Source organism: Pseudomonas sp. SCB32 (assembly GCF_009189165.1).
In the GTDB taxonomy this organism is placed as follows: Bacteria; Pseudomonadota; Gammaproteobacteria; order Pseudomonadales; family Pseudomonadaceae; genus Pseudomonas.
This window is the reverse complement of the sequence record NZ_CP045118.1, coordinates 6,240,550-6,253,905: the sequence shown is the minus strand read 5'-3', so window position 1 is coordinate 6,253,905 and position 13,356 is coordinate 6,240,550. Positions and strand designations below refer to the sequence as shown.

The 13,356-nt window shown below is 64.2% G+C and carries 6 protein-coding genes; 4 read left to right on the top strand and 2 right to left on the bottom strand.

What is annotated here, in order from left to right; translation table 11 throughout:
• Window positions 1-13: 13 nt before the first annotated feature.
• Together GA645_RS29160 and GA645_RS28440 are read left to right on the top strand one after the other, a co-directional pair.
• Window positions 14-10,582, top strand: coding sequence for a DUF637 domain-containing protein (locus tag GA645_RS29160; RefSeq protein WP_152227734.1), 10,569 nt, complete (start codon window positions 14-16; stop codon window positions 10,580-10,582).
• Complete coding sequence (locus tag GA645_RS28440; RefSeq protein ID WP_152227733.1) at window positions 10,579-11,058, top strand: pentapeptide repeat-containing protein; 480 nt, start codon at window positions 10,579-10,581, stop codon at window positions 11,056-11,058. Before GA645_RS29160 ends, GA645_RS28440 begins: the two co-directional genes overlap by 4 nt.
• A gap of 453 nt (window positions 11,059-11,511) precedes the next feature.
• Here GA645_RS28440 and GA645_RS28435 read toward each other — a convergent pair whose 3' ends face one another.
• Window positions 11,512-11,805, bottom strand: a complete 294-nt coding sequence (locus GA645_RS28435; protein WP_152227731.1) for an addiction module antidote protein — start codon at window positions 11,803-11,805, stop codon at window positions 11,512-11,514.
• Window positions 11,798-12,100 (bottom strand): type II toxin-antitoxin system RelE/ParE family toxin, encoded by a 303-nt coding sequence (locus GA645_RS28430; protein WP_152227729.1) that lies wholly within the window; start codon window positions 12,098-12,100, stop codon window positions 11,798-11,800. The genes GA645_RS28435 and GA645_RS28430 overlap by 8 nt, the downstream gene beginning before the upstream one ends.
• A gap of 74 nt (window positions 12,101-12,174) precedes the next feature.
• Between GA645_RS28430 and GA645_RS29360 the strand changes: the two genes are divergently transcribed.
• Both GA645_RS29360 and GA645_RS28890 read left to right on the top strand, forming a co-directional pair.
• The gene (locus tag GA645_RS29360) at window positions 12,175-12,468 is read left to right on the top strand and encodes a VOC family protein (RefSeq protein WP_372239774.1); all 294 of its coding nucleotides are present in this window, start codon (window positions 12,175-12,177) and stop codon (window positions 12,466-12,468) included.
• A 362-nt stretch (window positions 12,469-12,830) separates the two neighbouring features.
• A complete protein-coding gene (locus tag GA645_RS28890; protein ID WP_178119601.1) occupies window positions 12,831-13,307 on the top strand; it encodes a Bro-N domain-containing protein in 477 nt (158 codons plus the stop codon).
• The last annotated feature ends 49 nt before the right edge of the window (window positions 13,308-13,356 follow it).

Genomic DNA, 13,356 nt, shown 5'->3' with positions numbered 1-13,356 from the left:
CGAGACGCGCAAAATGGACATTCGCCAGCCCGCCTGCAAACTGATTGCCAGCGTCTTGTCTGGCCTGCTGATCCTCAATCCCCTCGTCGCGGCAGCGGCCGAGCTGGCGGTGGATGCGGCGGCGGGCGGCAATACCCAGCTTGGCGTGGCGGGCAATGGCGTGCCGGTGGTGAATATCGCCACGCCCGACGGTGCGGGTCTCTCTCACAATAAATTCTCCGACTACAGCGTCGGCCAGAACGGCCTGATCCTCAACAACGCCACCGGCAAGACCCAGTCCACCCAGCTGGGCGGGATCATCATCGGCAACCCGAACCTGAAGGGTGCCGCCGCTACCAAGATCCTCAACGAGGTCACCGGGGCCAATCGCTCGCAGCTGCGCGGCTACACCGAGGTCGCCGGCCAGTCGGCCCATGTAATCGTCGCCAACCCGCACGGCATCACTTGCAACGGCTGCGGTTTCATCAACACCCCGCGCGCCACCCTCACCACCGGCAGGCCGGTCCTCAACGGCGGGCGCCTGCAGGGTTATGACGTCGACGGCGGCGAGATCGCCATCGAGGGCGCCGGCCTCAATGCCGGCAACCTCGACCAGTTCGAGCTGATCACCCGCAGCGCCAGACTCAATGCCGAGCTGTACGCCAACCAGCTGACCGTGGTGACCGGCCGCAACCAGGTGGACGCCGAGACCCTCGCCGCCACCGCCAAGGCCGACAACGGCAGCGCCAAGCCGCAACTGGCCATCGACAGTTCGGCGCTGGGTGGCATGTATGCGGGAGCCATCCGCCTGGTGGGCACCGAGCAGGGCGTGGGGGTGAAGCTGGCCGGCAACCTGGCCGCCAGCGCCGGCGATATCCAGCTCGATGCCAACGGCCAACTGAGCCTGGCCCAGACCAGCACTGTCGGCAGCCTGCGTGCCAAGGCGCAGGACATTGCCGTCAACGGCCCGGCCTATGCGGCGGGGGCGGTCGAACTGACGGCCAACGGACAATTGAGTAACAGCGGCCAACTGGCGGCGGGCTCCCGCGTGCAATTGCAGGGTGCCCAGGTCAGCAACAACGGCATCGTCGAAGCCGGGGTCAACTCGGACAACAGCCGCAACACCCAGGGCGACGTGGCGATCAACAGCCAGACCCTGCGCAACAGCGGCAGCGTGGTCGCCAGCCGCAACCTCGACGTGAATGCCAGCGGCAGCCTCGACAACCAGGGCGGCAGCCTGCGCGGTAGCAACACCACGTTGGGCGCCGGTAGCCTGAGCAACAACCAGGGCCGCGTGCTGGCTGCCAACGCCCTGAGCCTCTCCGGCCAGCAACTGAGCAATATCGGCGGCCAGGTCGGCGCGCCGTTCATCCAGGTCCGTGGCGGCGCGCTGGACAACCGCCTGGGGCTGTTCAGCGCCGAGCAGAGCCTGAACCTGCAACTGGGCAACCTGAATAACCAAGGCGGCACCCTGAGTAGCCGCGGCGCCCTGGTTGCCAACATCAGCGGCACACTGGACAACAGCCAGGCCGGCAAGCTGATCAGCGAGGGCGCGCAACACCTGCGCGCGGGCCAGCTGAGCAACCAGAACGGCGGGCGGGTATCGAGCCGTGGCCCGCTCGACGTCCAGGCCGATTCCCTGGACAACCGTGGCGGCAAGCTCGTCAGCGACGCTACGTTGAACCTCGCCGGCGGCAGCCTGGACAACCGCGACCAGGGCCTGGTCAGCGCAGGCCAGGACCTACAGCTCACGCTCGACAGCCTGAACAATGCCGGGGCGATCCAGAGCGACGCCAGCCTGCACCTGAACGCCCGCACGGTCAGCAACGCAGCGGGCGGGCAAATCGCCGCCAAGGGCAATCTCAACGCCCAGCTCGGCAGCCTGACCCAGAGCGGCGGCGAGTTGCTCAGCCAAGCGTCCCTGCAGGTGCTGGCCCAGCAGATCGACAACCACCAGGGTGGCTGGATCGGCGCCATGCAGGGCATCAACCTGCAAGCCGCCGCGCTGTTCAACCAAAGCGGCGAAATCTCCAGTCGCGGCGCGTTGAGCCTGCGTGCCGCCAGCGTCGACAACAGCACCGGCCGTATCGCCAGCGACGGCCTGCTCGACGTGCACGGCGACAGCCTGGTCAACCGTGCGGGCAGCCTGGTCGGGCAGGGCGGCTTGAGCGTCACCGGACGCAGCCTGGACAACAGCCAGGGCGGCCAACTGCTCAGCGAAGGAGCCTTGAACCTCTCCGCGCAACGCCTCGACAATCGCCAGGGCGGCTGGGTCGGCGCGCTGCACGGCATCGAAGTGCAGGCTAGCGAGCTGTTCAACCAGGGAGGCGAGATCAGCAGTCGCGCCAGCGTGAACATCGACGTCGGCCAACTCGACAACAGCGCCGGCCTGATCGCCAGTGATGACCGGCTGACACTGCGTGGCGACAGCCTGGTCAACCGCGCGGGCAGCCTGGTGGGGCAGGGCGGCCTGAGCCTCAATGGCGGCAGCCTGGACAACAGCCAGCGCGGGACGTTGAGCAGCCTGCACGACCTCGACCTGAACCTGGCGGATAGCCTCGACAACCAGGCCGGCGGCCAACTGCTTAGCGAAGGCACCTTGAACCTCGGCGCCGCCCAGGTCGACAACCGTGCCGGCGTGCTCTCCAGCGGCGGCGCCCTGCGCGTCACCGGCAACGCCCTGAACAACCAGGGCGGCAAGCTGCTGACCGACGCCACGCTGAGCGTCGACGCGCAGACCCTCGACAACCGCCAGAACGGCGTGATCAGCGCCAAGGGCGCCCTCACCCTGCGCGGCGCAACCCTGCTCAACAGCCAGGCCGGGCGCATCCTCGCTGGCGCCGACCTGCTGCTCACCCAGACCCGCGTGGACAACAGCGGCCAGGGCCGCATCGAAGCGGCCGGCCGGGTGAGTGGGCAGGTCAAGGCGCTGGACCAGCACGACGCCGGACGCCTGATCGGCAGCACCGGCATCGACCTCGACTTCGCCGGCGGCAGCCTCGACAACAGTGGCGGCGGCCTGCTCGCCAGCCCGGGAGCACTGTCGCTGCGCAACCTCGCGCAACTCAACAACAGCACCGGCGGCGAGATCTCCAGCCAGCAGAGCTTCCTTCTCGCGCTGGCCGACCTGAACAACCAGGGCGGCCGCATCCTCTCCAGCGACGCGCTCACCCTGCAGGTCCAGGGCGCGGTGGACAACAGCCAGGCCGGCGTCCTCTTCGGGCGCAACCAGCTCCAGCTGAACGCCGCAGGCCTGAACAACAGCCTGGGTGGCACCGTTGCCAGCCAGGGCGCGATCCAGGCGAACATCAACGGCGCGCTGGACAACCACGCCGACGGCGCCATGGCCGCGGGCGGCTCGCTCAGCGTCGGCAGCACCAGCCTGAACAACCAGGGCGGCAGCCTCTCCGGGGGGCAGGACCTGACCCTCGTCACCGGCACCACCGACAACCAGCACGGCCGCATTACCGCCCAGGGCCAGCTCCACGCCACCACCGGCGACCTGGATAACCGCCACGGCATCCTCAGCGGCCAGCAAGGCCAACGCCTGCAGGCCCAGGCCATCGACAACCGCGCCGGCGTGATCACCACCCTGGGCCGCCTGGAGCTGGGCGGCAGCCGCCTGGACAATGGCCTGGGCGGCGAACTCTCCGCTGGCGGCACCCTGCAACTGCGCGTACAGCAACTGATCCAGCAGCAGGGCCGGCTGATCACCGGCGGCGACCTGAGCCTGGACCTGGCCGGCGGCGACTTCGACAACCAGGGCGCCGTGCTCAGCGTCGGCGGCCTGCTGCGCATCGACAACCTGCGCCACCTCGACAACCGCGGCGGCGAGATTTCCAGCCAGCACAGCTTCCAGCTCAATAGCGCCAGCCTCGACAACGGTGACGCCGGCCGCATCATCAGCGCCGGCCAACTGCAACTGAGCGCAGGCAGCCTGCGCAACGCCAACCTTGGCCTGCTCTCGGGTTGGCAAGGGCTGGCCATCAACGCCGCCGACCTCGACAACAGCAGCTCCGGCACCCTCTCCAGCAAGCTGGGCAAGCTCGACGTCACCCTCAGCGGCCGCCTTGACAACCACGGCGAAGGCGCCCTGGTCAGCCTGGGCGACCAGCACATCCGCGCCGCCAGCCTGAACAACCAGGGCGGCATTCTCTCCGGCCAGGGCAACCTCGACCTGACCATCGCCAGCACCCTGAACAACAGCGCCGGCGGCCTGATCAACGCCCAGCAGCACCTGGCGCTGCGCCCGGCGCAGACCGACATCCTCAACCAGGGCGGGCAGATCAGCGCCGGCAGCCTCGACTTCAGCGTTCGCAGCCTCGACAACAGCGGCGGCCTGCTGCTTAGCCAGGGCGCCCTGCGCGGCACCCTGCGCGGCACCCTGAGCGGTGCTCTGATCAACGCCAACAACGCCCGCCTGGCCAGCGCCGGCGAGCTGCTGCTGAGCGCAGCCAGCCTCGACAACCGAGGCGGCCAGCTGGCCAGCCAGCAACGCCTGGAACTGAACGCCGGGTCCCTGGACAACAGCCAGCGCGGCACCCTCGCCAGCCAGCAGGACCTGGTCCTGAACCTGGGCGCCGGCACCCTCGACAACAGTGCCGACGGCCTGCTGCACAGCGCCAGCGGCGCCATCAGCCTCCAGGCCGGCCAGCTGCGCAACCAGGGCGGCACGCTCAACAGCCAGGGCGACGCCCAGTTGCAACTCTCCGGACTGCTCGACAACAGCCAGCAGGGCCGCATCCAGAGCCGCGCAGGTGGGCTCCTGTTGCAAAGCGCCAACCTCGACAACAGCGCTGGCGGCATCCTCCATAGCGCCACCGGGCTGCTGCGCGTGCTCACCGGCTCGTTCAACAACGCCGCCGGCATCACCCAGGCGCGCAGCCTCGACATCACCGCCCGCGGCGGTATCGACAACCGTGGCGGCCACCTCTCCGCCGTCGGCGGTGACAACCGCCTCACCACCACCACCCTCGACAACCAGGGCGGCGGCCTCTATGCCGGCAACCTGCTCAGCCTCGGTGGCGACACCCTGCTCAACCAGGGCGGCCAGATCGGCGCCACCACCCTCGACTTCAGCCTGGGCAACCGCCTGGTCAACCAGAACGGCCTGATCGAAAGCGCCGGCAGTCTCAGCCTCACCGCCGGCGCCATCGACAACCAGGGCGGCCGCCTGCGCGCCCTGGGCCAGAGCGGCAGCACCACCCTGAACGCGGGCTACCTCGACAATCGGGGTGGCCGCCTGGAAACCGCCAACACCGACCTCGCCCTCAACCTCGGCGGGCTCGCCAACGACGGCGGCGCCTTCCTGCACGTCGGCAGCGGCCAGTTCGGGGTCAACGCCGGGCAGATCGCCGAAGCTGGCGGCAGCTTCGTCACCACTGGCCACCTCGACATCACTGCCGACAGCTGGAGCAACAGCAGCGTCCTGCAGGCCGGCTGGCTCACCCTCAACATCGGCCAGTTCACCCAGACCGCCAGCGGCCGGCTGCTCGCCAGCCAGGGCCTGACCGGGCGTGGCGGCCACTGGAGCAACGACGGCCTGCTGGCCAGCGATGGCAGCCTCGACATCCAGCTGAGCGGCACCTACGGCGGCGCCGGCCGCGTCACCAGCCTGGGCGCGCTCAACCTCGCGGCCAACCAGCTCGACATCAGCCAGGGCGCCAGCGTGACCGGCGGCCAGGGCGTCACCCTCGGCGCCGGCACCCTGAACAACCGTGGCCGCATCACCGCCGCGGGTGACCTCACCGCCAACACCGGCAGCCTGAACAACCTCGGCACCCTCGGCAGCGCCGGAAAACTGCGCATCAACACCTGGGACCTGCTCAACGACGGCCAGAGCAATGGCGCGCTGATCTTCAGCGGCGGCGACATGACCCTGCGCGTGGGCGGCAGCCTGATCAACCGCTATGCCGACATCTACAGCCTGGGCAACCTGGATATCACCGGGGCCACCCCGGAAGCCCTGGCCGGCGCGCTGAAAAATATCTCGGCGACCGTGGAAAGCCTGGGCGACATGAGCCTGAAGGTTCGCACGACGGAGAACCGCACCGACGTGCTCAATACGACGGCCGGCGAGCTGCTTTCCGCCGCCATTGGAGTGCGTTGTTATGACTGCTCCGTAGCCCCGCAGCCCGGTGAGCGCACACCCAGCAGCCATATGGTCTGGGTCGAGAACTACCGAGGTGAGCTGGGCGAAAGCTCTCCCTCGGCCGCCATCAGCGCAGGCGGCAATCTGAAAGTCGAAGGCCAGAATCTGCTCAACCAGGCATCGACCATCGCCGCCAGCGGCAACATCTCGATGATGCTGGACAGCTTCACCAACAGCGGTGTCGCCATTGGCGACCACTCCGTGCGGCGCTCCTTCGAGATTCCGTATGGCTCGGACGCATACGGCGGTCTCTTCTCGGGCGGTGTGAGTTTCTGGGACCAGGTCATGGAGTACAACGCCGCGAATGATCCGGATTATGACGCCGGTCTACGCTCGCCTACCGGCGACATGACACGGCCGAACCTTCACTTCTGGAACCGGGGTTGGGACGAGTCCCTTAGTCTGGTAACTATCAGGCAGGGCGGGCGAGAGGCCCCTCGCTTTGCCCAGTTCGGTTCTATTCGTCTTGATTTTCCAGGCACATCGCCCTTCGCGGACTTCCAGATGCCGCACTACCAGCCGGGCGCCCTGGTCGATGCGCCGGCGGTGGTCAAGAACGCCACCTTCTTCGACGAACTGACCATCCAGAGCCCCGGCAGCTCATTCGTCAGCGCCGTGGTCCAGGCCGGCGGCAATGTCGCCATCAATGCCACCCAGGACCTGAAAAACAGCGTCATCCGCGAAGGCGTCCCGCAATCGTCCGGCGCCTCGCGCGTGGGTGATACGGGGGTTGCCGGCAACAGCGCCAACGTCGTCGCCCTCAACGCCCAACTGCCCCCCGACCTCGCCCAGCAGCAGGTCAACCCTGTCACGCTCCCCGGCTTCAGCCTGCCCACCGGCAGCAACGGCCTGTTCCGCCTGAGTGGCCAGGAAGGCACCCAGAGCAGCGCCCAGACCGTTACCGGCGACGGTAACTACAGCTTCGCCGGCCAGAGCATCAGCCTGTCCCAGCGCGAGCGTACCATCGACGCCACCACCAGCCTGACCGCCGACCTGCAGCGCAGCGACGCCACCACCACCGGTACTGTTCAACGCAGCGCGACCTCCGTCGACAGCACCGACAGCGTACAACTGAACGGCGCCGCCGCGGCCCAGGGCGCGGCGGCCAGCGCCTCCCTGAACGTTGCCCAGGTGCAAGGCGTACCGAGCACGGCACGCCCGGACAACCGCCACAAATACCTCATCGAAACCAACCCCGAGCTCACCAGCCTCAAGAGCTTCCTCGGCTCCGACTACCTGCTCGGCCAACTCGGCTACGACCCGGACCATTCCCAGAAGCGCCTCGGCGACGGCCTCTACGAACAATGCCTGATCCGCGACGCCGTCATCGCCCGGACCGGCCAGCGCTACATCGACGGCCTGACCAGCGACGAAGGCCTGTTCAAGTACCTGATGGACAACGCCATCGCCTACAAGGACAGCCTGCACCTGAGCCTGGGCGTCGGCCTGACGGCGGAACAGGTCGCCGCCCTGACCCACGACCTCGTCTGGCTCGAAGAAGCCATCGTTAATGGCGAAAAGGTCCTGGTGCCGGTGGTCTACCTGGCCCAGGCCAACAACCGCCTGGCGCCCAACGGCGCGCTGATCCAGGGCCAGAACCTCAGCCTGATCAGCGGCGGCAACCTGCTCAACCAGGGCACCCTGCGCGCCAGCGGCGACCTCGCCGCCAGCGCCGCCAACCTCGACAACAGCGGCCTGATCGAAGCCAGCGGGCGCCTCGACCTGCTCGCCCTGAACACCCTCAGCAACACCCAGGGCGGCATCATCAAGGGCCGCGATGTCAGCCTCAGCGCCCTCACCGGCGATGTGATCAACCAGCGCAGCGTCACCGTGCACGAAGGCGGCATCGGCAACCGCACCTGGACCCAGAGCTTCGCCGACAGCACCGCGCGCATCGAAGCTGCCGGCAAACTGGACATCAGCGCCGGGCGCGACATCAACAACCTCGGCGGCGCGATCAGCAGCGGCAGCGACCTGGCCATGCAGGCCGGGCGCGACATCAACCTGCACAGCGTCGAGCTAGAAAACGGCACCACGCGCGGCCGCAACTACAACCAGAGCACCACCCAGCTGGGCAGCGAAATCAGCGTTGGCCGTGACTTCACCCTCGACGCCGGCCGCGACATCAGCGTCGTCGGCAGCCGCATCGACGTCGGCCGCGACGCCGGCATCAGCGCCGGCCGCGACGTCACCCTGGCCTCCGCCGCCGACGAGCAGCACAGCTACGACAAGAGCAAGAAGGTCACCACCCAGGAAGACCACGTCACCCAGCGTGGCACCGAACTGAGCGCCGGCCGCGACGTACTGATCGCCGCCGGCAACGACCTCACCCTCATCAGCAGCAAGGTCAGCGCCGGCAACGAGGCCTATCTGGTGGCCGGCGACAAGATCGCAATCCTTGCCGCCAACGACAGCGACTACAGCCTCTACGACAAGAAGGACAAAGGCGCCTGGGGCAGCAAGCAGACCCGTCACGACGAAGTCACCGACGTCAAAGCGGTCAGCAGCGAAATCAGCGCCGGCGGCGACATCACCTTGCTCAGCGGCGGCGACCAGAAATACCAGGCCGCCAAGCTCGACGCCGGCAACGACATCGCCATCGTCAGCGGCGGGGCGGTGACCTTTGAAGCGGTCAAGGACCTGCACCAGGAAGCCCACAGCAAGGAAGACAGCGACCTCTCCTGGAGCAGCTCCAGCGGCAAGGGCCGCACGGATGAGACCGTGCGCCAGAGCGAACTGATCGCCCAGGGCAACCTGGCGATCAAGGCCGTGGACGGGCTGAAGATCGACTACAAGCAGATCGACAAGGCCAGCGTCAGCCAGGCCATCGATGCGATGGTCAAGGCTGATCCCAACCTCGCTTGGCTCAAGGACGCCGAGCAAAGGGGCGATGTGGATTGGCGGGCGGTGAAGGAATTCCACGATTCCTACAGCTACAGCAACTCCGGCATGGGTGCCGCCCCGTCGCTGGCCATCGCCATCGTGGCGGCTGCGTATCTCGGCCCGATAGTCGGACCGGTAGCCAGCAACCTTGCCGTGGGCACCATCAACAACGGTGGGGACGTAGGACAGGGGCTGAAATACGCCACCAACTCCGACGCTCTCAAGAGCTACGCCATCGCGGCAGCCATGGCTTATATAACGCCGGAGTACTTCGACAAGGCTCTGAACACCCAGACCAACACCATCACCGATAAGGTCTCGGCGGTGGACCTAAGCACCGTCAGCGGCGCTAGTCGATTCGCCGCCAACCAGGCCATGCAGAGCCTCACCAACACGGCCCTGAACAAAGCCATGGGGCAGGGTGGCAGCTTCGGCGATGCGCTCAAAGACAGCGTCTACAACACCTTCGCGGCGGTCGGCTTCAACGCCATCGGTGACTTTGGCGTGACGCACGGTCTGAAGTCCGGCGACGCACAGATGGTGGTAATGCACGCCCTGATGGGCGGCCTAGCTGCCCAAGCGCGTGGCGACAGCTTTGCCGCCGGCGCCATTGGCGCTGGCCTCAACGAAGCCGTGGTTGCCGATTTGGACAAGCTGGTCAGCGGCTACTCGCCGGAAAACCGCGAAGCCATGTTGACCATGGCCTCGCAGCTCACGGGGTTGATTGGAGTCGTGGCAATAGACCCCGGTGCCAGCTACGACAAGCTCGAAACCGGGGCTTGGTCGGCGAGGAATTCGACGCAGTACAACTACCTCAATCACACCGAGCTTGCCGCCCTGGAAAAAGAGTCCAGCGAGTGCAAGGCCAAGGGCAATTGCGCGGAGGTAAAGGAGAAGTTCAGGGCGTTGAGCGTGGCCAATGACGATCAACTGGCCAGCGTCTGCGCCGCCAGTCCGGCCATGTGCATTGAGCAATACAACTATTTGGTCAACGAGCGACAGGCTAACCAGCTCAAGATCGAAGACATCTACTCAAACGATGCAGTTCCGCTGTCCATCAAGATGGATTTGCCTGCCTATAACCTGCAAAACATCAACGCCACGGGCACGGTGGTTCAAGCGGGCGTAGCGCAGAACCTGGTGGAGAAGGGTGTATCCCAAGAGAATGCCAGCTTAGCGGCTGCTATATTTGCCGCTGTCACTGGTGGGATGGCAGGGAAGGCTAAAGGGGGTGCTACTGCGCCGAAACCGTTGGTTTCGAAAGGAGCAGATGTAACACCTGAAGTAATCCAAAAAGCATTGCAAGGTGATAAGAATATAAGTGCCCAGAATGCTGTCTCGCTACCAGCAGTTCAGAGATATGTTGATCGTTTGCTCGCCGGCGAAGTTGCTCCGGCCATCAAGATGGACGGAAATGTCATTGTTGATGGGAATCATCGATATATAGCGGCAAAGATTTTGGGTCGTGAGCCTGATGTGGTGCCTGGAACTCTATCTCCGAGTAAGGTTGATCGAACTAAGCCCGTGGTAGAGCTTAAGATTGACCCTACAGACTGGGGGAACAAATGATTACTTTGATATTTGAGACGGGCGACACTGTTGATTTTCCTTTTGATAGTTTTGTTGAGGAAGACCTTAGTGGGTTGGATTTACATAGGGCTATATTTGAGCGCTTGGATGTTTCAGGGGCTGACTTTACAGGTTCCAACTTGAGGAATGCTATTTTTGACTATGCCATTTTAGTGGGGGCTAAAATGTCGAAGGCGGCACTTATGAACTCAACTTTTTCTTGCGCGAAAATGGAAGATGTTGATCTGACGGAGTCAATTGCGGTCTTTGCTGATTTTTATAAGGCAGACCTCTCCGGAGCAAGTCTGAAGGGGGCGGATGTGGGAGGGAGTAGATTTATAGGGGCCAAACTTTCTAGTGTTAATCTTGATGCGAAAAGGGTGGATGAGGCTGATTTCACTGGCGCGATCTATGATGAGAAAACAGTTTGGCCAGTTGGATTCGATCCAGAGATGTACGGTGCAATTAAGATTTAGAAAAGTGTCCCGTCCAAGCGTCCAAACCAATGTCCCCGCCTGCTGGCGGGGGTGTTTTTCGTGGACGGACTACCGAAATCCCGCATCACCACCTCCCGCTTGTCGGCTTTTCCACTGACAACCTCTGTATAAAACCCTCGATTTCCTGAATTTTCCAGCGCCCGGACAGCCGGGTTCGCCTGTTCCGTGGACAGGTGGTTTTCCCCCAGGGCACAAATCGTATTGGCGGCTATCTGCTCAGGTAAAACCCCGAAAGCAATCCGTCCCAGGCTTCAAACCACTCCACCCGCTTGGGAGCTCGTTGGAAGGGATCGACGCCATTCCAGGCTTCCAGCAACGAAAAGGGGACAGATTTATTTTTCTACTCTAAAACGCGCTGGAGAGTCAGGATTAGAGTACAGAAAATAAATCTGTCCCCTTTTTGGTCCTTTTGGTCGCTCTTTTTTCCTTTCCTTAGTGCGCAACCTGGGGGCGGATGGTCATCTCAATGCCAAGAGCCTTCATAACCGCCAGGAGGGTCTTGAGAGTCGGGTTACCCTGTTCGCTGAAAGAGCGGTAGAGCTGCTCGCGGGACAAGCCGGTTTCCCTGGCCAATTCGGTCATGCCTTTGGCACGGGCTACTACACCCATTGCCTTGGCAATGTAGGCGGCGTCACCGGTTTCCAGTGCATCAGTCATGAACTCGGCAATGGCTTCGGGGTTGGTGAGGTATTCGGCGGGCTCGAATTCGGTGAATGTCTCAGTCATGTTGGGCTCTCCACGCTGCCAGTACTTGTTGGGCTGCCTCGATGTCACGGCTCTGGCTGCCCTTGTCGCCTCCACACAAGAGAATCACCAGCGTGTCGCCCTGCTGATGAAAATACACGCGGTAGCCTGGTCCATGATGAATTCGAAGCTCGCTGACGCCTGGGCCAACAGGGGCGACATCGCCAGGCAGACCCTCCATCAGACGGTTGATACGGGCCACGATGCGAGCTCTTCCGGTGTCGTCCTTCAGCTTGTGAAGCCAGGCTCGAAACTTGCCGGATTCGATTTTCTTCATGTCGACTGTAGTCTATAAAATACATTGGAAATAGGATCTGGCCAATGAGCATGCTGCATTGCGCCTGCTGACTCATGTGCGGTCGCGCTTTTCAGCCGGGGGGCTCTACACGAAGCGGGAAGGAGGTGCATGCCATAGAGTCAGGTCAAGGTAGTCTCGAAACTCCAGGCGGTAGATGGTCAGTGCGCTATTTCGGAATCAGCCTACTGCCGGTTTGGACAGGTCCCTTCTCACTCGCAGGAAAGCCACCGTGTCCACTGCCACCACTTTCCTCATATTCCAGGGCGGAGTCGCACAATCGCCGCTTTGGCTGGGTGAGCGACAGGTTCGGGGTGTCGTGGCAGCTCAGTCTGCCTTTGGATGCTTGAGACGAGGTTCTCCTGCTGCGGCAAATCCTTCCCGGTCTGGGTTCGTTGCCTTGGCTGATTCGGGAAACGCCCTACACTGCGCCGGAGTTGCGGTCCTACAAGCCCTCTGCGTAGCGTTCCTGGCACCACGTTTCGGCGTGGTCAGGTGTGGAAACCTGTACTCAAACAGACTTCGCCATAGCAGAGAAGGTCAGTCCCATTCGGGCTCGATTGGCTCTGGTTGTCTATGGCGGACCGTGTAAGGCGGACCTCGGTCCGGCCGGTCTTTGTCTGTATGAGCTGGTTTTCCACCCTTGCACGGTCCGCCTCCCTTTTCGGATGTTTCGGGCGGCGGCTTCCTGTCATGAGCAAGGAGCTACAGCATGAATACTTCGACGTCCTTCCCGGCCGATGACGGCCTGATCCCTCATTCCTTCGTGCGCTACAACCGGCGCCTGCGCGGCGTGCTGATCGATCAGCAGGCGTGGTTCGTGCTGCGCGATCTGGCGAAGCTGACGGCCAGCCACCTGGGCCCGCGCGTGGCGCAGAAGCTGGACCCGGACCAGTCGCGCTGGGAGCGACTGGCGGGGGTGGAGGAGGATGAGTTGCTGGTGAGCGAGAGCGGTGTGTATGGGCTGCTGATGCTGCACTTCTATCACCCGGAGAACCGCAGCCTGCGGCAGTGGTTGAGCAACGAGGTAGTGCCGGTGTTGCGCGAGGTGGAGCAGCACAATGCGCTGCTGCCGCGTCACCAGTTCCGGGAGATGCAGGGGCAGCAGGTGGCGGTGCTGGATTGGCAGGGGCGGCTGTGGATGCGGGTGGTCGATGCGGCGCGGTTGATGGAGCTGGAGGGGCGGTAGCCGCTTTTTGTAGGAGCGGATTTATCCGCGATCTGGGGCTCTCGGTCTA